The sequence below is a fragment of the Nonomuraea sp. NBC_00507 genome, from assembly GCF_036013525.1.
GTDB lineage: Bacteria > Actinomycetota > Actinomycetes > Streptosporangiales > Streptosporangiaceae > Nonomuraea.
This window is the reverse complement of sequence record NZ_CP107853.1, coordinates 10,277,827-10,304,196: the sequence shown is the minus strand read 5'-3', so window position 1 is coordinate 10,304,196 and position 26,370 is coordinate 10,277,827. Positions and strand designations below refer to the sequence as shown.

Here is a 26,370-nt window from a genome sequence, read left to right as displayed (position 1 = left end):
ATGTCAGGACAAAGTCTTGACTCGATCCGTGTTAACAGGGCAGGCTTCAACCACATCGCCCATGGCCTGACCAGGCCTGGGGTAGGGCGAGTGACGACCCAACGACGTGAATGGACAGGACGCGCATGCGCATCGGGCTCGCGGGCGTCGGAAGGATAGGCGCCTTCCACGCCAAGACTCTGGCCGCTCTCGACTACGTCGACGAGCTGGTCGTGACGGACGCCGACACCGGGGCCGCCGAGCGCGTCGCAGCCGAGCTCGGCCTCGACGTGGCCCCGGACGCCGAGGCGCTGCTGGCCTCGGGCGTCGACGGATTCGTGATCGCCACCGCCACGCCGGGGCACGCGCCGCTGCTGCGCCAGGCCATCGCCGCCGGGGTGCCGGCCTTCTGCGAGAAGCCCGTGGCCGCCACCTTGAAGGAGACCATCGAGCTGGCCGAGCTCGTCGCCGCGACCGGAGTGCCGGTGCACGTCGGCTTCCAGCGCCGCTTCGACGCCGGATATCGGCGCGCGCAGGCCGCGGTGGCCTCCGGCGAGCTCGGATTCGTCCACACCATCCGGGCCGGCACCCACGACCAGGCTCCGCCGCACGCGTCCTACATCCCGACCTCCGGCGGCATCTTCCGCGACTGCAACGTGCACGACTTCGACATCCTGCGGTTCGTCAGCGGCCGCGAGGTGGCCACGGTCTACGCCACCGGCGGCAACAAGGGCGCGGACTTCTTCGCCGAGGCCGGCGACGTCGACACCGGAGGCGCGCTGCTGACCCTGGACGACGGCACGATCGTGCTGATCTCCTCGACCCGCTACAACGGCGGCGGCCACGACGTGCGCATGGAGGTCCACGGCGAGAAGGGCACGATCGCCGTCGGCCTGGACCACTCGCTGGCGATGCGCTCGGCGGAGGAGGGCGTCGACTTCCCGCGCGGCCCGCAGAAGTGGTCGTTCATGGAGCGTTTCCTGCCCGCCTACCAGGCCGAGCTCACCGCCTTCGCCGACGTCGCCCGCGGCGAGCGGCCCTCGCCCTGCACCGTACGGGACGCGCTCGAGGCCTTCCGCATCGCCGAGGCGTGCGAGCTGTCCAGGGCCGAGCGCAGACCCGTCGCCCTGTCCGAAATCGAGGGCTCCGAGATCGAGGGTATTGACACGCCATGACGACCACACCCGTCGCCGGCCGCGTCGCCGGCGCACCGATCTCCTGGGGAGTCTGCGAGGTCCCTGGCTGGGGCCACCAGCTGGAACCTGAGACCGTGCTGAGCCAGATGCGCGCGCTCGGCCTGGCCGCCACCGAGTTCGGCCCCGACGGCTTCCTGCCCGACGACCCGCAGGCCAAGGCCGCGACCCTGGCCGGGTACGACCTGAAGGCGGTCGGGCAGTTCGTCCCGGTCGTCCTGCACGATCCGGAGCACGATCCTCTCCCCGAGGTCGAGCGCGCGATGGAGGGCCTGGTCGCCGCAGGGGCGTCGACCGTCGTCCTGGCCGCCGCCACCGGGCAGGACGGCTACGACGACCGGCCGGTCCTCGACGAGCCCGGCTGGGCGACCCTGCTGGGCAACCTCGACCGCATCACCGAGGCCGCCGCCGCCCGCGGCCTGGTGGCCACCCTCCACCCGCACGTCGGCACGATGGTCGAAAGCGGGGCGGAGACGGCACGGGTGCTCGACGGCAGCCGCGTCGGCCTGTGCCTGGACACCGGGCACCTGCTGATCGGTGGCGGCGACCCGGTCGCGATCGCTCGCGAGCACCCAGGGCGGATCGCTCACGTGCATCTCAAGGACGTCCGGCTCGACTGGGCGCGGCGCGTGCAGGCCGGCGAGGAGTCCTACACCGCCGCCGTGGCCGGCGGCATGTACGTCCCGCTCGGCAAGGGCGACGTCGACATCGCGGCCATCGTCTCCGCCCTGGAGGGCCACGGCTACACCGGCTGGTACGTCTTGGAGCAGGACACCATCCTGGCCGAGGGCGACGCGGGCGCGGACCCGGCCGCGGACGTCCGGGCGAGCATCCAGCACCTCCTCGCCGTGGCGGGGGCGTGATGGCGTACGACCTGGTGGCCATGGGCCGGTGCGGAGTGGACATCTACCCGCTCGACCACGGCGTCGGCCTGGAGGACGTGGAGCGGTTCGCCAAGTTCCTCGGCGGCAGCGCGACCAACGTCGCGGTGGCCGCGGCCCGCTACGGCCGCCGCGCCACGATCATCACGCGGACCGGCCGCGACCCGTTCGGCCGCTACGTCCGCCGGGCGCTGCGTGACTTCGGCGTCGACGACTCCTACGCCGGCGAGGTCGACGGCCCGCCGACGCCGGTCACGTTCTGCGAGATCTTCCCTCCCGACCACTTCCCGCTGTACTTCTACCGGTATCCGACCGCCCCCGACCTGCTCATCGAGCCGGACGAGATCCCGGTGGAGGCCGTGCGCGAGGCGGGCGTCTTCTGGGCCACCGTCACCGGCCTGTCGCAGGAGCCGTCGCGCGCGGCGCACTTCGCCGCCTGGCAGGCTCGCGGCCGCCGCCCGCACACCGTGCTCGACCTCGACTACCGGCCCATGTTCTGGCCCGACCCCGGCGAGGCCGCCGCGTTGGTGGGCAAGGCGCTCCAGCACGTCACGGTCGCGGTCGGCAACCGGGAGGAGTGCGAGGTCGCGGTCGGCGAGACCGACCCGCAGCGGGCGGCGTCCGCCCTGCTGGAGCGGGGTGTGGAGCTCGCGATCGTGAAACAGGGCCCCAAGGGCGTGCTCGCCGCGACCGCGGACGAGCGCGTCGAGGTGCCGCCCTTCCCCGTGAGCGTCGTCAACGGCCTCGGCGCCGGCGACGCCTTCGGCGGTGCTCTCGTCCACGGCCTGCTCAGCGGCTGGGACCTGACCCGCGTCCTGCGCTTTGCGAACGTGGCCGGCGCCATCGTCGCCGGCCGTCTCGAGTGCTCCAGCGCCATGCCGTACGAAGCCGAGGTGGAGGCCCTGCTGGGAGAGGCCCCGCAGGGAGAGGAGAGCGGACGATGACCCACATCTCCAGCCGGCCCGGCATCGCCGAGCTGACCGAGATCCGGGTACGCCAGCCGTGGCGGATCACCGAAGGATGGGCCGCCCGCAAGCGGCGTGACCTGGTGGGCGCGGACGGCAGGCTGCTGATCGTGGCCGCCGACCATCCGGCCCGCGGCGCGCTCGGCGTGCGTGCGGACCGCATGGCGATGGCCTCGCGCAGCAACCTGCTGGAACGCCTGGCGATCGCGCTGTCGCGCCCCGGCGTGGACGGTGTGCTCGGCACCCCCGACATCCTGGACGATCTGCTGCTGATGGGGGCGCTGGAGGACAAGGTCGCGATCGGGTCCATGAACCGGGGCGGCCTGCAGGGCGCCGTCTTCGAGCTGGACGACCGCTTCACCGCCTACACCGCTGACGAGATCGTCGCCCGCGGTCTGGAGGGCGGCAAGATGCTCAACCGGATCTGTCTGGAGGATCCGGGCACGGTGACCATGCTGGAGGCGAGCGGCCGAGCGGTCACCGAGCTGGCGGGGCACGGCGTCATGGCGATGGTGGAGCCGTTCCTGTCGGTGCGGGGAGCGGACGGCCGGGTGCGCAACCTGCTCGATCCCGACTCCACCATCACCTCCATCCACATCGCCGCCGCGCTCGGCGCCACCAGCCGGCACACCTGGCTGAAGCTGCCCGTCGTCGAGGACCTGGAACGCGTCATGGACGCCACCACGCTGCCGACCCTGCTGCTGGGCGGCGACCCGACCGGTCATCCCGACGAGACCTACGCCTCCTGGCGGCAGGCGCTTGACCTGCCCGCCGTGCGGGGCCTGGTGGTCGGGCGGGCGCTGCTGTTCCCGCCCGACGGGGATGTGGCCGCCGCGGTGGACATCGCCTCCGGGCTCGTCCATGGAGGTGCCTCATGAACGACAACGCGCGGTGGGTGCTGCCGTTCGGCACGGCCGGCGAGGGCGGCTTCGAGGTGTCGGTCACCGACGCCGCGCCCGGGTGGGCGCACACGAGCCTGCGCGTGGTCACCCTGGCGCCGTTCGCGCGGGTGGAGCTGGACACCGGCGACAGCGAGATCATCGTGGTCCCCTTGCGCGGCGGTGCGGACGTCACGGCCGTCGACCGCGACGGGCAGCACCACAAGGCCCGGCTCGCCGGGCGCGACAGCGTGTTCGCCGGTCCCACCGACGTCGCCTACGTCCCGAGGGGCGCCAGGCTCACGATCAGCGCCGGTGACCGCGAGAGCAAGATCGCCCTGTGTGGCGCGAAGGCGGGTAAGCGCGCCGAGCCGCCGCCGTTCCGGCACGTGGTCGCGGCCGAAGTGCCTGTCGAGCTGCGCGGCGCCGGGACGGCCTCGCGCGAGGTGCGCAACTTCGGGGTGCCGCAGGTGCTCGACGCCGACTCGATCATCGCCTGCGAGGTGATCACGCCCGCCGGTAACTGGAGCTCGTACCCGCCGCACAAGCACGACGAGGAGCGCGACGGCGTGGAGACCGAGCTCGAGGAGATCTACTACTTCGAGGTGCAGGCCGAGCCGGGCGCCCCCGAAGGCGCGGACCCCGTCGGCTACCAGCGCGTCTACGGCACCGCCGAACGCCCGATCGACGTGCTCGCCGAGGTCCGCACCGGCGACGTCGTCCTCGTGCCCCACGGCTGGCACGGTCCCGCCATGGCGCCGCCCGGCTACGACCTCTACTACCTCAACGTGATGGCCGGCCCCGGCGCCACCCGCGCCTGGCTGATCTGCGACGACCCCGCCCACGGCTGGGTGCGCGCGACCTGGGCCGACCAAGCCGTCGATCCCCGCCTGCCGATGGGAGGACCTCGATGACCACCATGCGCTTGACGGTGAGCCAGGCCGTCGTGCGTTTCCTGGCCGCCCAGTGGAGCGAGCGCGACGGCCACCGTCAGCGGCTATTCGCCGGCTGTTTCGGGATCTTCGGCCACGGCAACGTTGCCGGGCTCGGCCAGGCGCTGCTGCAGGACGAGCTGGCCGGCGGGCCGGACCGGTTGCCGTACGTGCTGGCCCGTAACGAGCAGGCCATGGTGCACACGGCCGTCGCCTACGCGCGCCACAAGGACCGCCTGCAGACCTGGGCCTGCACGGCCTCCGTCGGGCCCGGCTCGACCAACATGCTCACCGGGGCCGCGCTGGCCACCGTCAACCGGATCCCCGTGCTGCTGCTGCCCTCGGGCACCTTCGCCACCCGGGTGGCGGGGCCGGTGCTGCAGGAGCTGGAGGTGCCGTACGCCGCGGACGTCACCGTCAACGACGCCTTCCGCCCGCTGTCGCGCTTCTTCGACCGGATCAACCGGCCGGAGCAGCTGCCCTCGGCGCTGCTGGCCGCCATGCGCGTGCTGACCGACCCGGTCGAGACCGGCGCGGTGACGATCGCGCTGCCGCAGGACGTGCAGGCCGAGGCCTTCGACTGGCCGGTGGAGCTGTTCGAGCGGCGCGTCTGGCGCGTGGGCAGGCCCCTGCCGGAGGCCGCCGACCTCGCCGACGCCGCGGCGCTCATCTCCGCGGCCCGCAGGCCGTTCATCGTGGCCGGCGGCGGGGTGCACTACTCCGGCGCCGAGGACGCACTGCGCGCGTTCTGTGAGGCGACCGGCATTCCGGTCGGCGAGAGCCAGGCCGGCAAGGGCTCGCTGCCGCACGGGCACCCGCAGGCGATGGGCGCCGTCGGCTCGACCGGGACCACCGCCGCCAACGCCCTGGCCGGGGAGGCCGACCTGGTGATCGGGATCGGCACCCGCTACAGCGACTTCACCACCGCCTCGCGCACCGCCTTCCAGAACCCGGACGTGCGCTTCGTCAACATCAACGTCGCCCGCTTCGACGCCGGCAAGCTCGCGGGCCTGTCGGTGGTGGCCGACGCCCGGGAGGCGCTGACCGCGCTCGGTCAAGCGCTGGCCGGATACCGGGTGGACCTGGATTACCGCGAGCGTCAGGCCACGTTGTGGAGCGAGTGGGACGCGCGGGTGGAAACCGCCTACAACCCGCCGGCGGAGGTCACCGACGCGCTGGCCGATGGCGTGCTCACTCAGGGCACCGTGCTCGGCTGCGTCAACGAGCTGTCCGACCCGCGGGACGTCGTCGTGTGCGCGGCCGGATCCATGCCGGGCGACCTGCACAAACTGTGGCGGGTGCGCGAGCGCAAGGCCTACCACGTCGAGTACGGCTACTCGTGCATGGGCTACGAGATCCCCGGCGGCATCGGCGTCCGGCTGGCCGACCCGGACCGGGACGTCTTCGTCATGGTGGGCGACGGCTCGTACCTGATGATGCCGACCGAGCTGGTCACCGCCGTCCAGGAGCACGTCAAGGTCATCCTGGTGCTGGTCCAGAACCACGGCTTCCACTCCATCGGCTCGCTGTCCGAAGCGCTCGGATCCCAGCGGTTCGGCACGAGCTACCGCTTCCGCGACCAGGCCTCCGGCCGGCTCGACGGGGACCGGCTGCCGATCGACCTGGCCGCCAACGCCCGCAGCCTCGGCGCCACCGTGATCGAGGTACGCGACCGCGAGGGCCTCGTCCAGGCGATCAAGGACGCCAAATCCGCGCCGGCCGACGGCGGCCCGGTCGTCATCCACGTGGAGACCGACCCGACGGTGCATGCCCCGGACAGCGAGTCCTGGTGGGACGTGCCGGTCAGCCAGGTCAGCGAGCTCGACACCACGCGCCGTGCCTATGAGGAGTACACGGCGAACAAGGCCGCGCAGCGCCCGCACGTAGGCGGCCTGCCCCACTGACGATCCCGCACTGGGGGGTGCGGGGACGAGACCGCCTGCGCGCACCGCGTCGGCGGCGGGATGACACCCGAAGAGCACCGAACCACCCCCGATCCGCCCCCCTCCAGGGTGCGGAGACTGAAAGGCAGACAGAAGTGGCCCGTACTTCAAGAATCGCCGTGCTGATGACCAGCGGCATGATGGCGCTCGCGTTGGCGGCGTGCAGTTCCAGCGGAGGCAAGCAGAGCACCGAAGCGGCGTCCGCGCCCGCCTCCGCCTCGGGCGCGCCGACGATGACGGTCGCCTTCATCACGCACGCGGCTCCCGGTGACACCTTCTGGGACCTGGTGCGCAAGGGCGCCGAGGCCGCGGCGGCCAAGGGCAACATCAAACTGGAGTACCAGTCGGATCCGGACGGCGCGAACCAGGCCAACCTCGTCCAGACGGCCATCGACAAGAAGGTCGACGGCATCGCGGTCACCCTGGCCAAGCCCGACGCCATGAAGGCCAACGTGGAGAAGGCCCTGGCGGGCGGCATCCCGGTCGTCGCCCTCAACGGCGGCATCGACCAGTGGAAGAGCATGGGCGTGCTCGAATACTTCGGCCAGGACGAGAAGATCGCCGGTGAGGCGGCCGGCGCGCGGCTGAAGACCGACGGCGCCAAGAAGGCGCTGTGCGTCATCCAGGAGCAGGGCCACGTCGGCCTCGAAGCCCGCTGCGACGGCACCAAGTCGGCCTTCCCCGACACCGAGAAGATCTACGTCACCGGCACCGACATGCCGAGCGTGCAGGCGGCCATCACCTCCAAGCTGCAGCAGGACTCCAGCATCGACCGGGTGCTGACCCTCGGCGCGCCGTTCGCGCTGACGGCGGCGAAGTCCATCAAGGACGCCAGCAGCTCGGCCAAGGTCGTCACCTTCGACACCAACAAGGAGCTCGTGACCGCCATCAAGAACGGCCAGGTGGAGTGGGCGGTCGACCAGCAGCCCTTCCTGCAGGGCTACCTCGCGGTGGACAGCCTGTGGCTCTACAAGACCAACGGCAACGTCATCGGCGGCGGCCAGGCGACCCTGACCGGACCGGCGTTCATCGACAAGACCAATGTCACCGCGGTGGAGCAGTTCGCCGCGGGCGGCACGAGGTGAGGTGACATGACTGCTGCGGCAACAGAGCCGGGCAGAGCGGAGGCGACCCTGGACGACCGGGTCGCCACCCGTTCGCTCGCGGTACGGATGCTGAGACGGCCCGAGGTCGGCTCCCTCGTCGGCGCGATCGTGATCTTCGCGCTCTTCATGATCGTGGCGGTACCGTTCCGGAACGTCGCCAACATCGGCACGATCCTCTACGGCGCCTCCACCATCGGCATCATGGCCGTCCCCGTGGCGCTCCTCATGATCGGCGGCGAGTTCGACCTGTCCGCGGGCGTCGCGGTGACCACCGCCGGGCTGTCGGCGTCGCTGCTCGCCTGGAACTTCGGCCTCAACGTGTGGGTGGGCGTCATCCTGGCGCTGGCCCTGTCCCTGGGCGTCGGCGCGTTCAACGGCTGGCTGTTGTTCAAAACCGGCCTGCCGAGCTTCCTCGTCACGCTGGGCACGTTCTTCGTCCTGCAGGGCGTCAACCTCGGCGTCACGCGGCTGCTGACCGGCAACGTCGCCACGGCCGACATCAGCGACATGGACGGCTTCGCCGGCGCGCAGGCGGTGTTCGGGTCCGAGATCGCGCTCGGCCCGGTCACGCTGAAGGTCACCGTGCTGTACTGGGTCGTGCTGACCGTCGTCGCGGCGCACATCCTGCTGCGCAGGCAGGCAGGCAACTGGATCTTCGCGGTGGGCGGGGACTCCGCGGCCGCGCGGGCGATCGGCGTCCCCGTACGCGCGACGAAGATCGGCCTGTTCATGGCCGTCGGGTTCTGCGCCTGGCTGTCCGGCATGCACCTGCTGTTCCAGTTCAACACGGTCCAGTCGGGCGAGGGCGTCGGCAAGGAGTTCATCTTCATCATCGCCGCGGTGATCGGCGGCTGCCTGCTCACCGGCGGCTACGGATCGGTGGTCGGCGCCTCGATCGGCGCGCTGATCTTCGGGATGACCCAGCTGGGCATCAACTACGCCGGGTGGAACCCCGACTGGTTCAAGGCGTTCCTCGGCGTGATGCTGCTGCTGGCGACCATCGTGAACGTGTACGTCAAGAGGAAGGCGGACCTTCGATGAGCGCTCCGATCCTCGAGCTCGAGGACGTCGGCAAGAGCTACGGCAACGTCCACGCGCTGCGCGGGTGCAGCCTGCGGGTCCGCCAGGGTGAGGTCACCTGCGTGCTCGGTGACAACGGCGCGGGAAAGTCGACCCTCATCAAGATCATCTCTGGGCTGCACGACCACAGCGAAGGGGTCATGAAGGTCGACGGGGAGGCCTGTACGTTCGGCTCCCCGCGCGAGGCCCAGACCGGCGGCATCGCCACGGTGTACCAGGACCTCGCGCTCGCGCCGCTGATGTCGGTGTGGCGCAACTTCTTCCTCGGCAACGAGATCCGCACCGGGCTCCTCCGCGTCCTGGACATCGAGCGCATGAAGCAGATCTGCCACGACGAGCTGGCCAAGATGGGCGTGGTCATCCCCGATCTTGACCGGCCGGTGGGCGGGCTCTCCGGCGGCCAGCGCCAGTGCATCGCGATCGCGCGGGCCATCTATTTCGGCGCAAGGGTGATCATCCTGGACGAGCCGACCGCCGCCCTCGGCGTCAAGCAGTCCGGCGTCGTCCTGAAATACATCGTCAAAGCCCGTGACGCCGGCCTCGGCGTCATCTTCATCACGCACAACCCCCACCACGCCTACCTCGTCGGCAACCACTTCGTGGTTCTCAAGCTGGGCCGCGTCGTGCTCGACGCGCACCGCGACGACCTGACCCTGGAGCAGCTGACCGCCGAGATGGCCGGCGGACAGGAGCTCCAGGAGCTCAGCCATGAGCTGCGCGAAGCGGAGCCGGGCAAGGTCGCCGCACCCGCCGCGGTGCAGCACGGGGACGTGGAGGCGCCCGACCTCGGCCCCGGCGAGCGCGTGGGCGTCACAGATCCGGAAGGATGATGAGTACGTTGACCCGCATCACCCACCTCATCGGCGGCCGCTCCTGGGAGGGCACTTCCGAGCGCACCGGCGACGTGCACAACCCTGCGACCGGCGCCGTCACCGGCCGCGTCGACTTCGCCTCCGCCTCGCTCGTCGGCCAGGCCGTCGAGACGGCTCGGGCGGCGTGGTTCGGCTGGGCGGGCACCTCGCTCGCCAAGCGCGCCCAGGTGCTCTTCGCCTTCCGCGAGCTGCTGAACGCGCGCAAGCACGAGATCGCCGCGCTGATCACCGCCGAGCACGGCAAGGTCCTCGACGACGCGCTCGGCGAGGTCACCCGGGGCCTGGAGGTCGCCGAGTTCGCCTGCGGCATCCCGCACCTGCTCAAGGGCGGGTTCAGCGAGAACGCCTCCACCAAGGTCGACGTCTACTCCCTCCGGCAGCCGCTCGGCGTCGTGGCCGTGATCTCGCCGTTCAACTTCCCGGCCATGGTGCCGCTGTGGTTCATCCCGGTCGCCATCGCCTGCGGCAACGCGGTGATCCTCAAGCCCAGCGAAAAGGACCCCTCGGCGGCCCTCGCCGTGGCCCGCCTGTGGACCGAGGCCGGCCTGCCCGACGGGATCATGAACGTCGTGCACGGCGATAAGGAGGCCGTGGACGCGCTGCTCACCCACCCCGACGTGCGGGGGATCTCCTTCGTCGGCTCCACCCCGATCGCCAGGTACGTCTACGAGACCGGCACCGCACACGGCAAGCGGGTCCAGGCGCTGGGCGGCGCCAAGAACCACATGCTCGTCCTGCCGGACGCCGACCTCGACCTGGTCGCCGACGCCGCGGTCAACGCCGGCTTCGGCTCGGCGGGGGAGCGGTGCATGGCGATCTCGGCGCTCGTCGCGGTCGACACCGTCGCCGACGACCTCGTCGAGAAGATCAAGGAGCGCATGGGCAAGCTGCGTACCGGTGACGGCACCCGCGGCTGCGACATGGGCCCGCTGGTCACCGGCCAGCACCGCGACAAGGTGGCCGGCTACGTCGAGGCGGGAGCCGCGGAGGGGGCGGCTCTCGTCGTCGACGGCCGGGAGGGGGACTTCGACGGCGGCCAGGATGGCTTCTGGCTCGGCCCCACCCTGTTCGACCACGTCACGCCGGACATGTCCATCTACCGTGACGAGATCTTCGGGCCTGTGCTGTCCGTCGTCCGGGTGCAGTCCTACGACGAAGGGCTCGCCCTCATCAACGCCAACCCGTACGGCAACGGCACGGCCATCTTCACCAACGACGGAGGGGCGGCGCGGCGCTTCCAGAACGAGGTGGAGGTGGGCATGGTGGGCATCAACGTGCCGATCCCGGTGCCGGTGGCGTACTACTCCTTCGGCGGCTGGAAGAGCAGCCTGTTCGGCGACACCCACGCGCACGGGACCGAGGGCGTGCACTTCTTCACCCGCGGCAAGGTCGTCACCTCGCGCTGGCTCGACCCCAGCCACGGCGGCCTCAACCTCGGCTTCCCACAGAACGACTGACGACCAGCCGCGGGTGCGGCGTCAATGCCGGCGCGTAGCCCGGGCGGCCTCGCCGCCTCGTGTCTCGCGGTGGGCGGACTCGGCGATCTGCTTGATCCTTTGCAGCCGGGCGTCCCACCGTGCCGCGACGTCCGCCATCGCCCGGACGGCCGCGTCGAGCCGTTCCGGGCGAACGGAGTAGCGCACTTCGCGGCCGTCCCGCCGAGCCTCGACGAGCCCGGCGCGGTCGAGGACCGCCAGGTGCTTGGCGACCGCCTGACGGGTGAAGGGCAGCTCGGCGGCGAGGGCGGTGGGCGTCGCCTCGCCGAGGGCCAGCAGGACGTCAAGAAGCCGGCGACGGCTCGGTTCGGTGACCGCCGCCAGGAGCTCCTCGTCTTCGGGGTTCATCACTTCACTGCTGCCCGGTCCTTCACGGAAGCGTACGCCACCAGGTCGGCGAGGTGCTTGCTCCAGCCGTGGGTGTGCTCCTGCGTGTAGGTGGCCTTCTGCTCCTCGGTCCAGTCGATCTCGCTGAGGCCGCTCTCGGTGACCCGCAAGCGGGTGCTCTCGCCCTCTGGGGTGAGCGTGAACTCCACGAGCACGGAGTTGCCCTCGCGCGGCACGGCACCCTCCGGGTAGGCCCAGCGGAAGGAGAACAGGCGAGGCCGATCGAGGGTCACCACGGTGATCTCGGCGGTGACCGGTTCGGTGATGTCGATGGCTGCCCGGTCGGTCCAGGTGAGCGCGCCCTTGCCGCCCTCCCGTACGTCGATGACGGCGGCGTTGGTGAACCAGCTGCTGATCTGGTCCGGCTCCGTCACCGCGCCCCAGACCACGTCGACCGGCGCCTCGATCAGGATTTCTTGTTCGATGCTCGGAATCATGACGATCCTTCCGTCTCATGTGCAACCGTTGGTTGCGCGTTCACGCTAGCAGGCGCTCCTGGAACGCGCAACCTCTGGTTGCGTGTCATGGTGACGGCCGACCCGATGATCAGGTCACGGTCGCGGTGGCGCCGTGGTGCCGCGGACGACGAGCCGGGCGTCGAGGATGAGCTCGCGGGAGGGCAGCCGGTGGTCGTCCAGGCGCTCCACCGCCGAGCGCACCGCGAGCTGGGCCATCTGCTCCGCGTCCTGGCGCACGGTGGTGAGGTTGATGTGGGACAGGTGCGCCATGTGGCTGTCGTCGTAGCCGACCACCGAGATGTCCCGCGGGATGCCCACCCCCGCGCGGCTGAGCGCGTGCATGAGCCCCATGGCGCACCGGTCGTTGCCGGCCAGCACGGCGGTCGGCAACCGGTCGTCGTGCAGCAAGGTCTCGCCGGCCGTCTCGCCGGACTCCTCGGTGTGATCTCCGGGCAGGATCCGGATCTCGTCCTGCAGCCCGTGGTCGCGCATGGCGGCGCGGTAGGCGCGGCGGCGTTCGGCGGAGCCGGGCCCGTCGCCGCCGTCGATGTGGACGATGGCGCGGTGGCCGAGGCCGACCAGATGGTCCATGGCCTGTCGCATGCCCTTGTTCTCCGCGGTGTGGACGGTGTCGACGCCGTTGGCCGGGACGCGCCGTCCCACGACCACGGTGGGGGTGTGCGCCCCCAGCTCGGCGAGATAGCCGGTCTCGGCGTTCGGGCCGAGCAGGATCAACGCCTCGCAGCGGTGGCCCAGCAGGGCTTCCACGACCTTCCGCTCGTCCCGCGCGGGGCCGAGCGCGCTGAGCAGGACCTCGTAACCGAGCCGTTCGGCCTCGGCGTAGATCGCTTCGACGAGGTCGGCGTGGAAGGCGTTGCGGATGTTGATCATCACGCCGAGGACCATGCTGCGGTTGCGGGCGAGCAGCCGCGCCGCGTTGTCCGGGCGGTAGCCGAGCTCGTCGGCGGCGCGGAGCACGCGGTTGCGTGTCTCCTTGCTCGCCCCCGGCTCGTTGCGGAACACGAGCGAGACCAGCGCCCGTGACACGCCTACCCGCGCGGCGACATCCGCCATCGTGGGGCGCTTGGCCCGCGCCGATGCTCTCGTCTTGGACGGCTCGGATTCCGGGGCCCGCTCCACCATCAACCCTTTCCTGATGTGCGCAGCTCGTCGCAAGCCGTTGACATCCGGTGTGACCGCGCTCATAGTAACAGGAACTAGAGCGCGCTAGTAGCGCCAGGGTCTTTGTAAAGACAAAAGAATGTCAAGACACCCTATTGACAAGGTGCTTCATGTGCCGGTTACATCGGGGAATCGCAGCCGACACACGGTGCCGGCTGACGCGTTAAGGAGCCGTTGCGAGTCTCAGCACGGCCCCCGCAACCTCTCGATGTCCCCCTGATCCACAAGGCCGTGGCCGCTCCCCGGGAGAGGTAGAACCAAAGTGCCGTACTCCATTCGCAGACCCCGTCGTCGGCATGTCATCAACTTGCGCGCTCTAGTTTCCGCGCCCCTTCTCGTGCTCGCCCTCGTCGGCTGCTCGAACGCCTCGAGCGATGCCGGCGCCGGTTCGAGCGCACCGTCCACAGAGCCCGCCGCGGCCGCCTCGGGGGCGGGGCTGCAGTCCGGGCTCGGCAGCCGGGCCCAGAACCGTAAGATCACGTTCCTGCTCTCCCAGGATCCGGGGGACTCCTTCTGGGGCACCATCTCGCAGGGCGCCAAGGACGCGGCCAAACTGTTCAACGTCGAGCTCAACCTGCAGACGAGCCAGGGCGACCCGGGCAAGTACAACGACCTGATCGGCAGCGCCGTCGCGGACAAGCCCGCCGCCATCGCCGTGGTGATCGACGACCCGAAGCGCTACACCGAGAACGTCTGCGCCGCCTCCAAGGCCGGCATCGCGGTGCTCGCGTACAACATCACGCAGGAAGGCGACGTCGCCGCGTGCACCTCGGGCTTCGTCGGCCAGAACTTCGAGGACGCGGGCTTCCTGCTCGGCCAGCGCCTGATCGCCGAAGCGAAGCTGCCGCAGGGAGCCAAGGTGTTCACCCCGGTCGAGTTCCCCGACCAGGTGTACGCCATCCAGCGCAACGCCGGGGTCCAGAAGGCCCTCGACGCCATCGGCGCGAAGACCGAGACGGTCGCGACCGGCATCGACGACGCGGGCGCGCTGGACAAGATGAGTCAGTATCTGCTCGGTCACAAGGACGTCGCGGCCATCGTGCCGCTGGGCGGCACCCCGCACCGCAACATCGAGGCGGCCATGAACGACGTCGGCGTCAAGGTCCCGGTGGTCGGCTTCGACCTGTCCAAGCCGGTCATCGACGGCATCAAGAGCGGGACCATCATCGCCGCCGCGGACCAGCAGCCGTACATCCAGGGCTTCCAGACCGTGGCCCAACTGGCTCTGAAGCTCGACTTCGGCCTCAGCCCCGCCACGATCAACTCCGGCGGCGGCGGTCTGGTGGACAAGTCCAACGTCGCGGTCGTCGAGCAACTGGCAGGCACGATCCGCTGACCCGACCGGACCGGGGTGGGCCCGAACGGGCCACCGGGCCTGCCCCCACCGGTCGCCCATCGCGACGGACATGGAGAGTCAAGCAGCCATGAGCAACACGACCAGCGGCGGAGCGCCGTCGCCGACGATGCAGGATCAGCCCACGGTGGCGGTCCCCACCCCTCAAGTCCGTACTGAGCCGTTCGGCGGGTGGCTTCGGCTGGTGCGCGGCCGAGGCGCGCTCGAGATCGGCATCATCTTCGTGCTGGTGCAGATCGGGTGCGTCATCGCCTACCTGGTGGCGCCGGACAGCTTCCCCTACCTGTCAGAGGCCAACTTCAACGTCCTCAGCCAGTCGATCCCGGTCCTCGCGATCCTGGCGATCGGCGCGGGCGTGCTGATGATCGCGGGCGAGTTCGACCTGTCGCTGGGGATGAACTACACCTTCTGCGCGCTGGTGTTCATCCACTGGTACTCCAGCGGGAACGTCATCGGCGCGTTCCTCGTGACCTTCGCCATGGGCATCGGCATCGCCCTGCTCAACGGCGTGATCGTGGCCAGGTTCAAGATCCCGTCGTTCATCGTCACGCTCGGCATGATGTTGTTCTGGGATGGCGCCGCGCTGTTCTACAACGGCACCTCGGCCGCGCGCATGCAGCGCGGCGAGACCCTGCAGACCATCTTCGCCGGGCAGATCGGCCCCTTCCGCGGTCAGGTCGTGTGGCTGGTCCTGGTCGGGGTGTTCTTCTGGGTGCTCATGCACCGCCACAAGCTCGGCAACCACATCTTCGCCGTCGGCGGCAACGAGTCCGCGGCCCGGGCGATCTCCATCAACCCGGCCCGCGTCAAGCTGATCGCCTTCGGCATCCTCGGGCTGTGCGTGGCGCTCGCCGCGATCCTCGTCGCCGTGCGGACGCAGTCCGTCCAGCCCGGCACCGGCCGCGGCATGGAGCTGCAGGCCATCGCCGCGGCCGTGGTCGGCGGCGTGTCGCTGCGCGGCGGCAAGGGGAGCGTGCTCGGCATGGTGCTCGGTGCGGCGCTCATCCTCGTGCTGCAGGACATCCTGCTGCTCTCCGGCGCCCCCGGCTTCTACCTCAACCTCTTCATCGGCGTGATCATCGTCGCCGCCGCCGTCTTCAACCGCCTCATCGAAGGGAAAGCCGAATGAGCTCGAACGGCCCCGAGCCGGAGGGCGAGGTCCTCCTGGAGCTGTCGGGCATCACCAAGCGCTACGGGCCCAACGTCGTCCTCAACGACGTCGGCTTCCAGATCCGCAAGGGCGAGGTGGTCGGCCTGCTCGGCGACAACGGCGCGGGCAAATCCACCCTGGTCAAGATCATGTCGGGGGTTATCCGGGCGGACGCCGGCGAATACGCCTGGCGTGGCGAGAAGCTGACCGCGCCGACCCGCCAGGACACCGAGAGGCTCGGCATCGAGACGATCTTCCAGGATTCGGCGCTCGTCCCGTCGCTCACCATCACCCGCAACATCTTCATGGGCCGCGAGCTCACCAACCGGCTCGGCCTGCTGAAGCTGCGCGCGATGGACCGCATCGCCGGGGACATCCTCGACAGCGTCGTGACGATCGAGGGCATCAAGAGCCCCCGGCAGCTCGTCAGCTCGCTCTCGGGCGGGCAGCAGCAGGCGGTGGCGATCGCCCGCGCCGTGCACTTCAAACGCAGCCTGCTCATCCTCGACGAGCCCACCAGCGCCCTGGCCGTGCGGGCCACCGAGGCCCTGCTGGCCTACCTCACCCGGCTCAAGGGCGAGGGCGTCAGCTCCGTGCTGGTCACGCACAACCTCCACCACGCGTACGAGGTGTGCGACCGGCACATCGTGATGAACCACGGGCGCAAGATCCTCGACACCACGCGCGAGCAGACCTCCGTCAAGGAGCTCACCGCCGCCGTGGTCGAGGGCGAGACCGGGCTGCGGCGCCACCGCGAGACCCTGACCACTGATGGGAGATAGGCAATGACGTTGTCCCGCGTCCGGCTGGGCACCGCCCCCGACTCCTGGGGCGTGTGGTTCCCCGACGACCCGAACCAGGTGCCCTGGGACCGCTTCCTCGACGAGGTTGCCGCGGCCGGCTACCAATGGATCGAGCTCGGCCCGTACGGCTACCTGCCCACCGACCCCGAGCAGCTGTGTGATGAGCTCGGCCTGCGCGGGCTCCGGCTGTCCGGTGGCGCGGTGTTCTCCGGCCTGCACCGCGGCCGGGAAGCGCTGAAGCAGGCCATCGAAGAGTGCCGCGCGGAGGCCAGGCTGCTCACCGCGCTCGGCGCCACGTACCTGGTCTCGCTGCCCGAGGGCTACACCGACCTCGACGGGAACCTCACCCAGCCGGTGGACCTGACCCCCGAGCAGTGGAAGGACCTCACCACGGGCATGTCGGAGCTGGCCCGCGTCCTCCACGAGGAATGCGGCGTCGAGCTGGTCTTCCACCCCCACGCCGACAGCCACGTCGACACCCAGGAACGCGTGCTGCGCTTCCTGGAGGACACCGACCCCGAGGTCGTCTCCCTCTGCCTCGACACCGGCCACATCTCCTACTGCGGCGGGGACAACATCGCGATCATCCGCGCGTTCCCCGAGCGGATCGGGTACGTGCATCTCAAGCAGGTGGACCCCGAGATCGTCCGGCAGGTCCGCGAGGAGAACCTGTGCTTCGCCGAGGCCGTACGGCGCGGAGCCATGATCGAACCGCCCGGCGGCATCCCCGCCATGGAGCCGCTGCTGGCCGAGCTCGGCAAGCTGGACGCCGACCTGTTCGCGATCGTCGAGCAGGACCTCTACCCCTGCCCGCCGGACACCCCGCTGCCCATCGCCACCCGCACCCGCACGTACCTCAACGGCTGCGGCCTGCGTCCCTGAAAGAAGGAAGCATCGTGACAATCAAGGTCGGCGTCATCGGGACCGGCAACATCGGGGCCGACCACGTGACACGTCTGTCGTCCCAGGTCGTCGGATCCACGGTGGCCGCCGTGTTCGACGTGGACACCGCCCGGGCTGAGCAGGTCGCCGCGAACGCCGGCGCCGTGGCGCGGGGGAGCGCGCTGGAGGTCATCGACGACCCCGGCGTCGACGCCGTGGTCCTCGCCTCACCGGGCGACCTCCACGCCGAGCAGGTCCTGGCCTGCATCGCCGCGGAGAAGCCCGTGCTCTGCGAGAAGCCGCTGGCCACCACGGCGGCGGACTGCCTGAAGGTCCTCGAGGCGGAGGTCGCCACCGGCCGCCGCTGGATCCAGGTCGGCTTCATGCGCCGCTACGACCCCGGCTACAAGGTCGTCAAGGACGCCGTCGACGACGGCACGATCGGCGAGCCGCTGCTGGCCCACATGATCCACCGCAACGCGGTCGTGCCCGACTCCTTCACCAGCCCCATGGCGATGACCGACTCGGTCATTCACGAGATCGACACCACCCGCTGGCTGCTCGGCCAGGAGATCGTGCGCACCACAGTCGTCGCCACCAAGCCGAGCCCGCTGGCCGCCGCCCACCTGCGCGACCCGCAGATCGTCCTGCTGGAGCTAGCCGGCGGCGGCGTGGTCACCGTCGAGGTGTTCGTCAACTGCCAGTACGGCTACGACGTGCGCTGCGAGGTCGTGGGCTCCACCGGCGTCGTGACGCTGGAGAACCCCACTGCCAATGCGGTGATCCGCGACGGCCACAGCGCCCGGACGGTCCCGGCCGACTGGCGGGTCCGGTTCGGCGCGACGTACCTGGCCGAACTGCAGGAGTGGATCACCGGGCTGCGGTCCGGGGTCGTCGGCGGGCCGAGCGCGTGGGACGGCTACGCGGCCACCGCCGTCGCGGAGAGCGCCGTCGCCTCGCTCGACTCGGGCGCGCCCGCCCTGGTCAGCCTGGTGGAGCGGCCCGGTCTGTACGCCTGAAAGGAACCTGAACATGAAGATCGCCCTCGATCCGTACATGGTGCGCCACACGCCACTGCTCGAGCTGCCCGCGCTGGTCGCGGACCTCGGCTACGAGTACGTCGAGCTGTCGCCGCGCGAGGACTTCCTGCCCTTCTTCCTGCACCCGCGGGCCGACCGGGACACCGTCGCGGCCTTCAAGTCCGCCCTCGCCGCGGCCGACGTCAAGCTCGCCTCGGTGCTGCCGCTCTACCGCTGGTCCGGCCCCGACGAGGAGGAGCGCCAGGCGGCGGTGCGCTACTGGAAGCGGGCCATCGAGATCACGGTCGAGCTCGGCTGCACCGTCATGAACTCGGAGTTCAACGGCCGCCCCGAGCAGGCGTCCCGGAGCGAGGCCATGTTCTGGCGGTCGATGGAGGAGCTCCTGCCCGTCTTCGAGCGCGAGGGCGTGGAGCTCCGCCTCGAACCGCACCCGGACGACTTCGTCGAGGACGGCAAGACCGCCGTCGACATGGTGCGCGGCATCAACTCCCCGCACGTGTCGTTCCTCTACTGCGCGCCGCACACCTTCCACCAGGGCGGCAACCTGACCGAGATCATGGAGTACGCCGGCGACCTGCTCACTCACGTACACGTCGCCGACTCCTTCGACCATCGGGCCTCGTCCGGCCTGCGCTATATCGTCAACCCGCCGGGCTCGACCGCCCGGGTCCACCAGCACCTGAACATCGGCCAGGGCGAGGTCGACTGGGACGAGTTCTTCGGCATCCTGGGCCGCCTCGGCTTCGACGGCATCATGACCGCGTGCGTCTTCGCATGGGAGGACAAGGCGCGCGAGTCGAACCTGTTCATGCTCCAGGAGATGACCAAGCGCACGGCCTCATGGTGATTCCCCCCGCACTGGGGGTCAGCAGTTGGGCGGCTCCAATCGTGCGGGGGTTCGCTCGTCCTTGGGACCGGTGGCCGTACTTGGCTCCTGGGAGCCGAGGAGGGCGCGGGTGAGCGCCTGATTGTCGCCTGCCATGCCTTGCAGCGCCGTGTCGAAGTGGTCGTCGGTGAGGGCGGTTTCGTCGGAGCGGAGCGCGACCAGGATGACGCGGCGCAGCAGCTCCTTGATGAAGGACGCGGTGACGCCCTCGGTGGCGGCGACCACCTTGGCAACGTCGGCCACGATGGGCTGATTCCGGGCGTACAGCCGGACCAGGCGCTCCCGGGCCGCCGCGTCCGGAGGCGGGATCTCCACCGCGAGGTCCACCCGGCCGGGCCGCTGGACCAGGGCCTTCTCCAGGGCCTCGACCCGGTTGGTGGTCAGGACGAACGTCACGTCGACGTCGCCGCTGATCCCATCCATGGCGTCCAGCAGGGAGAACAGCAGCGGGCTGCTCTCGTACTGGCTGCGGTCCTCGGCGATGAGGTCGACGTCCTCGACGACCACGATGGACGGCTGGAGCTTGCGGGCCATCGCCACCGCGTAGTCGATCTTGCGCATGGCGGGCCCCGTCATCAGCACCGTCGTGTGCTCGCGCAACCGGCTGATGAGGTAGCGCGTGGTGTGGGTCTTGCCGGTGCCGGGCGGGCCGTAGAGCAGCAGCCCCCGGCGCAGGTGCTGGCCGGCTGCGGTGAGGCGGCCGGCCAGCTCGGCGATGCCTACGATGTGATCCTCGATGGCCTCGAGCCGGCCCTCCGGCAGGATCACCTCCTCGGCGCCGAGCTCTGGGCGGGGCAGGAAGGTGAGCAGTTCGTTGTCCCGGTGCTCGCTGAATCCGAAGCTGAGCACCTGGCCGCGGAACGGATCGTTCTCCCGCATGAGCCGGTCCACCTCGTCGCGTACGGCGGTGGCCGCCTCACGGCCGGCCGACAGCACGGTAAGGAGGCTGTAACCGTCGTAGTCGTCCTTGTCGCTCAGCCCGATGACCACTGGGCTGCCGTCGGGCGCGGTCGTGGCGACCAGGCCGAGCTGCACGACCTCGATGGTGGCGTCGGGGCCGATCGGGGCGGTGCCGTAGTCGGGGCGGCCGAGCAGCCGGCTGCCCTCGCGCATCGCCGACAGCAGCATGTTGATGATGCTCTCCCAGCGCCGCTCCCCGCCGACGATGCCGAACCACTCAGCTCCGGGGGAGTGCGCGTCCAGGTAGAGGTCGGCGGCGACCTGCAGCGCCGCGTGCTCGTACAGCCGGTACTTCTCCTCCACGACCACGACGTCGCTGAGCGGGCAGCCGAGGTGCCCGGTCACCTTCGTGATCAGGGGAGAGGCGGCGTTGTCCGCGCCGATGCGCTCGGCCACCGCGGTGTACACCTGCCGCAGGCTTTCGGCGAGCGCCCGCGCCTCCGTGAGCTCGATCTCCGTCACACCGATCATCATCGCCGCTGGACGGGCGTTGAGGAATGAGTATCCCCATACTCAACGCCTCGGCGCTCGTCAGGCCGGGACGGGGAAGTTGGAGCGGAAGATCCCCTGCGGGTCGCGGCGGCGCTTGATGTCGCGGAGCCTGGCCAGCACCTCCTGGGGGTACGCGGCCGGCCGCGTCCAGCAAGGTCGCCACGGCGGCGTCGTCCAGATCGGTCAGCAGCTCGCCGCGCAGCAGGGCACGGCCGGTGTCCGCGTCGCGGAGGAAGGCGCACTCCACCTTGACGGCCGCCAGCCCGCGCAGCGGCTCGGGGACGAACGGCAGCGGCGGGAACTGCATGAGCGCGAACAACACGCTCAGCTCCTCGGGCGCGGCGGCGGTGATTTCGCGGTAGGCCGCCATGACCTGCTCGGCGCGGGCGATCGGCCAGATCACCTGGCCGCCGTACAGGTGCGGCGCCGGGAACAGGTCCATCTCCAGTGCGGTGACCACGGCGAAGTCGCCGCCGGCGCCATGCAGCGCCCAGAACAGGTCCGGGTCGGACTCGGCGGTGACGCGGCTGGGGGCGCCGTCGGCGCCGACCACCTCCAGGGCGCGGACGGCGTTGCCGGCCGGCCCGTGCGCCCGCCCGAACCAGCTCAGTCCACCACCCAGGCTGAACCCGGTCACGCTCATCACCGGCGAGCTGCCGGCCGTCCAGGCCGCTGGCCGCGCCGTGCCCGCTGGGCTGCGTGGTCACCTTCAGCCCGGCCAGCCCGGCGTGCCGGACCACGGCCCCCCCACATCTGCGGCGTCGGCGGCCTCGACCACAGCCCGTACGCGCTGCTCGACGGCGCGGTTCCACGGCCACGTGGCCTGCTCGAAGCCCTCGTCGCCGGGCAGTAGCACCGATCCGCGCACCGCTTGACGCAGCGCGTTGCCGTCAATGGTCATCTGGATCCCCCTGATCGATCGTCGTCTCGATCATCAGGGTGGGATATCGCACTGGAGCGGGGATTGAGACTGGTTTGTATGCGACGTGTGGGCCATGCTGCGGGACAGGGGCGGCGCTAGACTGCCCGATATGCGGCGATTGACCAGTACGGTGGTCGTGGTGGCGGGGGACGGCGCTGGGGACGTGGTCGCGGGTCTGGACGGGCTGCACAACGTGCGGGCGATCCCGCGCGGGGAGCGCAGGCCGGCCGAGGTGATGGAGATCGCGGCACGGTCGGCGGCCACGTATGTGGTGCACGACGCCGATCCGCTGGCCGACGTGGCTGCGGCGTGGACGGCGTTCTTCGACGGCACCGGAGTTGTCGGCGGCCTGGAAGTGGCCATCGAGGCGGCGCTGGGCGAGCTGCGTGCCGACCGGCTGGTGCTGCCCGACTACTACCTTGTGCTGGATCCCGACGGGATGGCGGAGACCTGGCGGCACTGGTGGCTCGGCGTGCTGGCAGGTGCGGCGCCCGTACGGGTCGTGCCGGCGCACCCCTCGGCGGGCGCGGTCGCGGAGCAGCTGGGCCGGCTGGCCGCGGGCCGTTGGTGGCCCGCGGACCTGGAGGCGTGGCTACGCGGTCTCCCGCGGGTGGTGCCCGACCGCGCCGGCCTGCCGAGCGGTGGCGTCGTGGTGGCGTAGGGCGCGCGTCAGTTCGGGTTGCCGGCGTGGGTGAGGGTCTCCCAGGCGACGAAGAGGTTGTTTGTGCCCGCCGGGCGCTGCCGCTCGGTGAGAGCCTGAGTGTTGCTCATCGCGATGCCCATGCGGTTGTTCAGGGCGTTGAAGCCGACCTCCGTGACCGGGCCCAGGCCCAGCGTGAGGCCGCCGCCGCACAACCAGGACAGGACGGCTGTGCCGAGCTGGTATTTGGCGTGCAGGCCGAGCGCGTGCCGCAGCCGGTCGGCGATCTCCGGGTAGAGGTCCTGCCCCTGGATCCGGGAGGTCTCGGCGATGTGCGCGATCGCCGCCAGGCCGTAGCCGGTGTGGGTGAAGTCGCGGCAGGTCTCCTGGGACAGCCCGTTGACGAAGGTCTCCTGGCCATGCCAGTACGCGACGATCTCGTCCCGCGTGTCGATGCTGCTGCCGGCCGGTCCCTTGGGAAGAGCGCCGTCACCGGTGAGGTAGATGTAGGCGGGCATGCGGGCCCGGAACGTGCTCACGGCCTTGTCATAGGCTGCCCTGTCCTCCAGGAACACCGCGATCCCGATGGCCGCGTCCATCATCGACAACTCCCAGTTGCCGTTGGTGGTGGCCCGGCCGTTGATGACCTCGGGCAGGTAGACGTTCCTGAGCATGGTCGCGAAGCGGTTGACCCCCGTGGCGGACCACCCGGTGGAGGTGTACCGGATGATCTCGGCCGCCCTGGGCCAGGACGAGCCTGCCCACCCCGTCTGGAGCGGGGCGTTGCTGTTGGTGTGGTCGGTGATCACGGCGGACCAGGCGTCCATGATCTGGATGGCCTTCTGCGCGTACCGGCTGTCGCGCGAGATGTACCAGATCAGCGCGTCGGTGTACGCGGCCAGCGCGTCCTGGCGCTCGTCCGTGCAGCCGTAGTTGGGATTCGAGTACGAGCCGCACTCCACGACGGCCCGCGGCTTCGGGGTACGTGACAACGACGCGAGGCTGCTGGCGACCATCTGGTCGTAGGCGGCCTTCCACGGCTGGGCGCCGGCGTTGACCTTGGAGCGGACGAAGTCGAGCTGGGCCCTGCTGACGAGCACGCCGGGATGTGCGAAGGCGGCCGGGGCGCTGCGGGCCACGGCGGCGGGTGCCGGCACGGCTCCGGTGCTCAATGTGATGACCAGCGCGACCGTGAGTAACAACAGGCTCCCGCGACTACGGGGACGGACCATGAGGCGGCTCCTTGATTAGGAAAGTTTCCTAAAAGTGTTGAGATCGTAGTCCTGACACCGCCTCCTTACAAGGGCCCGCGGGCGGTGAAAGAGTGGGCAGGACGCCCGACCGGCCGGTATTAATTCCGCGATAAGCGCATTTGTCAGATCGGCCGCCCTTAAGATCATGATGATCGACTCCGTGAGGAAGGACACCTGTGGCCGAGCAACAGGACGAGTGGAAGAGCGCGATCGACACGACCAGGCCCAGCATCGCGAGGGCCTACGACGTCGTCCTACACGGCAAGGACAACTTCGAGGTCGATCGCGCCTTCGTCGCGGAGATCGTCAAGGTCGTTCCGGAGATCTACGACGTGGCGACCTACAACCGCCACATGCTGGGCCGCGGCGTCCGGTTCCTGGTCGACCAGGGCGTCACCCAGTTCGTCGACCTCGGCTCGGGGCTGCCGACCGTGGAGAACACCCACCAGGTCGCCCAGCGCGCGAACCCGGAGTCGCGCGTCGTCTACGTCGACAACGACCCCATGGTTCTGGCCCACGGCCGGGCCCTGCTGGCGGAGAACGAGCGCACCGCCGTGGTCACCTCGGACCTGCGCGACCCGGCGGCGATCCTCGCCGACGAGGCCGTCGCGCGGCTCATCGACCTCGGCCGCCCGGTCGGTGTGATGCTGGTCGGCATCCTGCACCACCTGCACGACGACGAGGACCCGCGGGGAATCGTCGAGGCGTACATGGCCGCGGTCCCGTCCGGCAGCTACCTCTTCATCACCCACTTCTGCGATTCGAGCCAGGACTCGCGTGACGCGGAGAAGAAGTTCCTCGCGCTGCTCGGCACCGGCAGGTTCCGCACCGTCGCGGAGATCACCGCCTTCTTCGACGGGTTCGAGCTGGTGGAGCCGGGTGTCGTCCCACTGCCTCTGTGGCGTCCCGAGGCGGCCGTTCCTGACGAACTGACCGTGGGCCAGCGCCTCATGTTCGGCGGCATCGCCCGCAAACCCTGACCGCGTCCCCTCCACTCAGCCGGCGTGCCGGCCGGACGGAGGGGAGCCGGCCGTCACGGCGTCGACGGCTGAGCGGGGAGGGGCGAGGGCGGGGCCGGCTGGTGGCGAGGGTCGGCGAGCTCGTGGGCGGAGCGGGCCAGCCAGATCATCATCAGGGCGTCGGCCGCCACCGCGGCGTCGTCGGAGATGTGCCGCCCCGCGAGCGCGAACAGCAAGCCCACCAGCGGGAAAACGAACGGCACCACCAAGGCGGCGATGCCGTACACGACGGTGGCCCCGTGCCAGCGGCTGTCGTGCCGCTGCGCCCGCAGGACCAGCACCGTCCAGATCAGGCCCGCCACGCCACAGATCACGGCCAGCCAGCCGGGCACGGGCCAGTCGAGAACGTCGAGCACCTCGATGGCGGCGATGCCTCCGTACGCCAGCACACCCGCCGCCCGCGCGCCTTCGGCGAACTCCAGGTTGCGTCCCAGCACCGGCTGGAACAGCAACACGACCACCCACATCACCATGGCGTAGATCACCGCCGCCCACCACGGCCAGGCCGGCGCGATGGCGTAAAGCAGCGAGGACGCCGCCGCGGCGTACAGGGCCACCCGCAGCCGCCGCTCGTTCCGGTCCAGCTCCGGCGGCGGCCCCGCCAGCGGCCCGCGTACGCTCTGCCACAGCGCCCACGCCCACGGCAGGCCGGCAAGGATCAGGATGAGCACGTTCGGCCACGTCACAGCGACGCTGTCACTCACCTCCGTGAACAGCGTCAAGCGCCACAACGCGCCCAGGTCGCCGGCGGTCAGCGCGATCACGGCGGCGACCGCCAGCGCGACGACGTACACACCCGTGATGAGCAGGGCGGGAATGCCTAAGCGGTAGCGACGAGGCACGTGACACATCCGGGGGGCGCAGCGGATCGAACGCCTCACCTTAGCGAGGCGGCGCCGCGAAGTCGATCAAGCATCGCGCCGGCCGTGGCGTCGGCGCGATAGGTGAGGGCGCTGTCGGCGCGTTTCAGCAGCTGGGAGGGTGCAACCGCGCTGGAGTTCGCTCGTCCTTGGGGCCGGCGACCGTGACTGCCGCGGGTGAGCATCTGGTTGTCGCCTGCCATGGCCTGCAGGGCCGTGTCGAAGTGGCCGTCGGTGAGCGTCGTCAGGACGAACGTGACGTCGACGTCGCCGCTGATCCCATCCATGGCGTCCAGCAGGGAGAACAGCAGCGGGCTGCTCTCGTACTGGCTGCGGTCTTCGGCGATGAGGTCGACGTCCTCGACGACCACGATGGACGGCTGGAGCTTGCGGGCCATCGCCATCGCGTAGTCGATCTTGCGCATGGCGGGCCCCGTCATCAGCACCGTCGTGTGCTCGCGCAACCGGCTGATGAGGTAGCGCGTGGTGTGGGTCTTGCCGGTGCCGGGCGGGCCGTAGAGCAGCAGCCCCCGGCGCAGGTGCTGGCCGGCCGCGGTGAGGCGGCCGGCCGGCTCGGCGATGCCCACGATGTGATCCTCGATGGCCTCGAGCCGGCCCTCCGGCAGGATCACCTCCTCGGCGCCCAGTTGCGGGCGCGGTCGTGGCGACCAGGCCGAGCTGCACGACCTTGCCGACGATGCCGAACCGTTCGGCTCCCGGGGAGTGCACCTCCAGGTAGCGGTCGGCCGCGGTCTGC

Annotated in this window: 27 protein-coding genes; 18 read left to right on the top strand and 9 right to left on the bottom strand. The window is 70.4% G+C overall.

The features are described 5' to 3' along the window. The first annotated feature begins 125 nt into the window (after positions 1–125). From OHA25_RS49400 to OHA25_RS49355, 10 genes are all read left to right on the top strand, one after another. A complete protein-coding gene (locus OHA25_RS49400) occupies positions 126–1,154 on the top strand; it encodes a Gfo/Idh/MocA family protein (protein ID WP_327583777.1) in 1,029 nt (342 codons plus the stop codon). Then, positions 1,151–2,035: a TIM barrel protein gene (locus OHA25_RS49395; protein WP_327583776.1), complete on the top strand. Its 885-nt coding sequence runs from the start codon at positions 1,151–1,153 to the stop codon at positions 2,033–2,035. Before OHA25_RS49400 ends, OHA25_RS49395 begins: the two co-directional genes overlap by 4 nt. After that, entirely contained in the window at positions 2,035–2,997 is a 963-nt protein-coding gene (iolC, locus tag OHA25_RS49390; protein ID WP_327583775.1) for a 5-dehydro-2-deoxygluconokinase, read from the top strand. The genes OHA25_RS49395 and iolC overlap by 1 nt, the downstream gene beginning before the upstream one ends. Next, a complete protein-coding gene (locus OHA25_RS49385; protein WP_305916076.1) occupies positions 2,994–3,896 on the top strand; it encodes a class I fructose-bisphosphate aldolase in 903 nt (300 codons plus the stop codon). The genes iolC and OHA25_RS49385 overlap by 4 nt, the downstream gene beginning before the upstream one ends. Then, positions 3,893–4,810 (top strand): 5-deoxy-glucuronate isomerase, encoded by a 918-nt coding sequence (gene iolB / locus OHA25_RS49380; RefSeq protein WP_327583774.1) that lies wholly within the window; start codon positions 3,893–3,895, stop codon positions 4,808–4,810. Before OHA25_RS49385 ends, iolB begins: the two co-directional genes overlap by 4 nt. Then, positions 4,807–6,732 (top strand): 3D-(3,5/4)-trihydroxycyclohexane-1,2-dione acylhydrolase (decyclizing), encoded by a 1,926-nt coding sequence (gene iolD, locus OHA25_RS49375; RefSeq protein ID WP_442941979.1) that lies wholly within the window; start codon positions 4,807–4,809, stop codon positions 6,730–6,732. The genes iolB and iolD overlap by 4 nt, the downstream gene beginning before the upstream one ends. Positions 6,733–6,896: 164 nt before the next feature. Next, entirely contained in the window at positions 6,897–7,856 is a 960-nt protein-coding gene (locus OHA25_RS49370; protein ID WP_327591158.1) for a substrate-binding domain-containing protein, read from the top strand. 6 nt (positions 7,857–7,862) lie between these two features. Next, a complete protein-coding gene (locus tag OHA25_RS49365; protein WP_327583773.1) occupies positions 7,863–8,918 on the top strand; it encodes an ABC transporter permease in 1,056 nt (351 codons plus the stop codon). Continuing rightward, positions 8,915–9,787 carry an ATP-binding cassette domain-containing protein gene (locus tag OHA25_RS49360; RefSeq protein WP_327583772.1) on the top strand — a complete coding sequence of 291 codons (873 nt, stop codon included), beginning with the start codon at positions 8,915–8,917 and terminating at the stop codon, positions 9,785–9,787. Before OHA25_RS49365 ends, OHA25_RS49360 begins: the two co-directional genes overlap by 4 nt. Before the next feature lie 8 nt (positions 9,788–9,795). Further along, the gene (locus OHA25_RS49355; RefSeq protein ID WP_442941977.1) at positions 9,796–11,286 is read left to right on the top strand and encodes a CoA-acylating methylmalonate-semialdehyde dehydrogenase; all 1,491 of its coding nucleotides are present in this window, start codon (positions 9,796–9,798) and stop codon (positions 11,284–11,286) included. Between the two features lie 21 nt (positions 11,287–11,307). On the opposite strand, the gene OHA25_RS49350 is transcribed toward OHA25_RS49355, so the two are convergent. The 3 genes from OHA25_RS49350 to OHA25_RS49340 all read right to left on the bottom strand — a co-directional run bounded on the left by OHA25_RS49350 (position 11,308) and on the right by OHA25_RS49340 (position 13,313). Next, positions 11,308–11,673, bottom strand: coding sequence for an ArsR/SmtB family transcription factor (locus OHA25_RS49350; RefSeq protein WP_327583770.1), 366 nt, complete (start codon positions 11,671–11,673; stop codon positions 11,308–11,310). After that, positions 11,673–12,149: an SRPBCC domain-containing protein gene (locus OHA25_RS49345; RefSeq protein ID WP_327583769.1), complete on the bottom strand. Its 477-nt coding sequence runs from the start codon at positions 12,147–12,149 to the stop codon at positions 11,673–11,675. The genes OHA25_RS49350 and OHA25_RS49345 overlap by 1 nt, the downstream gene beginning before the upstream one ends. A gap of 114 nt (positions 12,150–12,263) precedes the next feature. After that, positions 12,264–13,313 carry a LacI family DNA-binding transcriptional regulator gene (locus OHA25_RS49340; RefSeq protein ID WP_327583768.1) on the bottom strand — a complete coding sequence of 350 codons (1,050 nt, stop codon included), beginning with the start codon at positions 13,311–13,313 and terminating at the stop codon, positions 12,264–12,266. Positions 13,314–13,659: 346 nt separating this feature from the next. Between OHA25_RS49340 and OHA25_RS49335 the strand changes: the two genes are divergently transcribed. The 6 genes from OHA25_RS49335 to OHA25_RS49310 all read left to right on the top strand — a co-directional run bounded on the left by OHA25_RS49335 (position 13,660) and on the right by OHA25_RS49310 (position 19,428). Next, positions 13,660–14,688: a substrate-binding domain-containing protein gene (locus OHA25_RS49335; RefSeq protein ID WP_327583767.1), complete on the top strand. Its 1,029-nt coding sequence runs from the start codon at positions 13,660–13,662 to the stop codon at positions 14,686–14,688. A gap of 88 nt (positions 14,689–14,776) precedes the next feature. Next, positions 14,777–15,835 (top strand): ABC transporter permease, encoded by a 1,059-nt coding sequence (locus OHA25_RS49330; RefSeq protein ID WP_327583766.1) that lies wholly within the window; start codon positions 14,777–14,779, stop codon positions 15,833–15,835. Next, positions 15,832–16,638 (top strand): ATP-binding cassette domain-containing protein, encoded by an 807-nt coding sequence (locus tag OHA25_RS49325; RefSeq protein ID WP_327583765.1) that lies wholly within the window; start codon positions 15,832–15,834, stop codon positions 16,636–16,638. Before OHA25_RS49330 ends, OHA25_RS49325 begins: the two co-directional genes overlap by 4 nt. A gap of 3 nt (positions 16,639–16,641) precedes the next feature. Beyond that, positions 16,642–17,541, top strand: coding sequence for a TIM barrel protein (locus OHA25_RS49320; RefSeq protein ID WP_327583764.1), 900 nt, complete (start codon positions 16,642–16,644; stop codon positions 17,539–17,541). A gap of 14 nt (positions 17,542–17,555) precedes the next feature. After that, positions 17,556–18,560, top strand: a complete 1,005-nt coding sequence (locus OHA25_RS49315) for a Gfo/Idh/MocA family protein (RefSeq protein ID WP_327583763.1) — start codon at positions 17,556–17,558, stop codon at positions 18,558–18,560. Between the two features lie 13 nt (positions 18,561–18,573). Further along, positions 18,574–19,428 (top strand): sugar phosphate isomerase/epimerase family protein, encoded by an 855-nt coding sequence (locus tag OHA25_RS49310; RefSeq protein ID WP_327583762.1) that lies wholly within the window; start codon positions 18,574–18,576, stop codon positions 19,426–19,428. Positions 19,429–19,446: 18 nt separating this feature from the next. Here the strand turns inward: OHA25_RS49310 and OHA25_RS49305 are convergent, their stop codons facing one another. The 3 genes from OHA25_RS49305 to OHA25_RS49295 form a co-directional block, all read right to left on the bottom strand. Further along, a complete protein-coding gene (locus OHA25_RS49305; protein ID WP_327591157.1) occupies positions 19,447–20,346 on the bottom strand; it encodes an AAA family ATPase in 900 nt (299 codons plus the stop codon). Between the two features lie 298 nt (positions 20,347–20,644). Then, positions 20,645–21,556 carry a hypothetical protein gene (locus OHA25_RS49300; RefSeq protein WP_327583761.1) on the bottom strand — a complete coding sequence of 304 codons (912 nt, stop codon included), beginning with the start codon at positions 21,554–21,556 and terminating at the stop codon, positions 20,645–20,647. A 72-nt stretch (positions 21,557–21,628) separates the two neighbouring features. Continuing rightward, positions 21,629–21,820, bottom strand: a complete 192-nt coding sequence (locus tag OHA25_RS49295) for a hypothetical protein (RefSeq protein ID WP_327583760.1) — start codon at positions 21,818–21,820, stop codon at positions 21,629–21,631. A gap of 130 nt (positions 21,821–21,950) precedes the next feature. Between OHA25_RS49295 and OHA25_RS49290 the strand changes: the two genes are divergently transcribed. Next, the gene (locus OHA25_RS49290) at positions 21,951–22,502 is read left to right on the top strand and encodes a hypothetical protein (RefSeq protein ID WP_327583759.1); all 552 of its coding nucleotides are present in this window, start codon (positions 21,951–21,953) and stop codon (positions 22,500–22,502) included. Positions 22,503–22,510: 8 nt separating this feature from the next. On the opposite strand, the gene OHA25_RS49285 is transcribed toward OHA25_RS49290, so the two are convergent. Next, the gene (locus OHA25_RS49285) at positions 22,511–23,713 is read right to left on the bottom strand and encodes an alginate lyase family protein (RefSeq protein WP_327583758.1); all 1,203 of its coding nucleotides are present in this window, start codon (positions 23,711–23,713) and stop codon (positions 22,511–22,513) included. Between the two features lie 197 nt (positions 23,714–23,910). Here OHA25_RS49285 and OHA25_RS49280 point away from each other — a divergent pair, with 197 nt between their 5' ends. Beyond that, positions 23,911–24,714, top strand: a complete 804-nt coding sequence (locus OHA25_RS49280; protein WP_327583757.1) for an SAM-dependent methyltransferase — start codon at positions 23,911–23,913, stop codon at positions 24,712–24,714. Positions 24,715–24,767: 53 nt separating this feature from the next. On the opposite strand, the gene OHA25_RS49275 is transcribed toward OHA25_RS49280, so the two are convergent. Continuing rightward, the gene (locus OHA25_RS49275; protein WP_327583756.1) at positions 24,768–25,595 is read right to left on the bottom strand and encodes a hypothetical protein; all 828 of its coding nucleotides are present in this window, start codon (positions 25,593–25,595) and stop codon (positions 24,768–24,770) included. Positions 25,596–25,630: 35 nt separating this feature from the next. Beyond that, complete coding sequence (locus OHA25_RS49270) at positions 25,631–26,245, bottom strand: ATP-binding protein (RefSeq protein ID WP_327583755.1); 615 nt, start codon at positions 26,243–26,245, stop codon at positions 25,631–25,633. Between the last annotated feature and the right edge of the window lie 125 nt (positions 26,246–26,370).

Bases quoted from the DNA above. Each gene is read 5' to 3' on its own strand.
- OHA25_RS49400 (WP_327583777.1), top strand. From the start codon at position 126: ATGCGCATCGGGCTCGCGGGCGTCGGAAGGATAGGCGCCTTCCACGCC.
- OHA25_RS49395 (WP_327583776.1), top strand. From the start codon at position 1,151: ATGACGACCACACCCGTCGCCGGCCGCGTCGCCGGCGCACCGATCTCC.
- OHA25_RS49295 (WP_327583760.1), bottom strand. From the start codon at position 21,820: ATGACCATTGACGGCAACGCGCTGCGTCAAGCGGTGCGCGGATCGGTG.
- OHA25_RS49370 (WP_327591158.1), top strand. From the start codon at position 6,897: ATGACCAGCGGCATGATGGCGCTCGCGTTGGCGGCGTGCAGTTCCAGC.
- OHA25_RS49290 (WP_327583759.1), top strand. From the start codon at position 21,951: ATGCGGCGATTGACCAGTACGGTGGTCGTGGTGGCGGGGGACGGCGCT.
- OHA25_RS49330 (WP_327583766.1), top strand. From the start codon at position 14,777: ATGAGCAACACGACCAGCGGCGGAGCGCCGTCGCCGACGATGCAGGAT.
- OHA25_RS49385 (WP_305916076.1), top strand. From the start codon at position 2,994: ATGACCCACATCTCCAGCCGGCCCGGCATCGCCGAGCTGACCGAGATC.
- iolC (WP_327583775.1), top strand. From the start codon at position 2,035: ATGGCGTACGACCTGGTGGCCATGGGCCGGTGCGGAGTGGACATCTAC.
- OHA25_RS49365 (WP_327583773.1), top strand. From the start codon at position 7,863: ATGACTGCTGCGGCAACAGAGCCGGGCAGAGCGGAGGCGACCCTGGAC.
- OHA25_RS49340 (WP_327583768.1), bottom strand. From the start codon at position 13,313: ATGGTGGAGCGGGCCCCGGAATCCGAGCCGTCCAAGACGAGAGCATCG.
- OHA25_RS49345 (WP_327583769.1), bottom strand. From the start codon at position 12,149: ATGATTCCGAGCATCGAACAAGAAATCCTGATCGAGGCGCCGGTCGAC.
- OHA25_RS49325 (WP_327583765.1), top strand. From the start codon at position 15,832: ATGAGCTCGAACGGCCCCGAGCCGGAGGGCGAGGTCCTCCTGGAGCTG.
- OHA25_RS49360 (WP_327583772.1), top strand. From the start codon at position 8,915: ATGAGCGCTCCGATCCTCGAGCTCGAGGACGTCGGCAAGAGCTACGGC.
- OHA25_RS49320 (WP_327583764.1), top strand. From the start codon at position 16,642: ATGACGTTGTCCCGCGTCCGGCTGGGCACCGCCCCCGACTCCTGGGGC.
- iolB (WP_327583774.1), top strand. From the start codon at position 3,893: ATGAACGACAACGCGCGGTGGGTGCTGCCGTTCGGCACGGCCGGCGAG.
- OHA25_RS49310 (WP_327583762.1), top strand. From the start codon at position 18,574: ATGAAGATCGCCCTCGATCCGTACATGGTGCGCCACACGCCACTGCTC.
- OHA25_RS49305 (WP_327591157.1), bottom strand. From the start codon at position 20,346: ATGCGGGAGAACGATCCGTTCCGCGGCCAGGTGCTCAGCTTCGGATTC.
- iolD (WP_442941979.1), top strand. From the start codon at position 4,807: ATGACCACCATGCGCTTGACGGTGAGCCAGGCCGTCGTGCGTTTCCTG.
- OHA25_RS49350 (WP_327583770.1), bottom strand. From the start codon at position 11,673: ATGAACCCCGAAGACGAGGAGCTCCTGGCGGCGGTCACCGAACCGAGC.
- OHA25_RS49285 (WP_327583758.1), bottom strand. From the start codon at position 23,713: ATGGTCCGTCCCCGTAGTCGCGGGAGCCTGTTGTTACTCACGGTCGCG.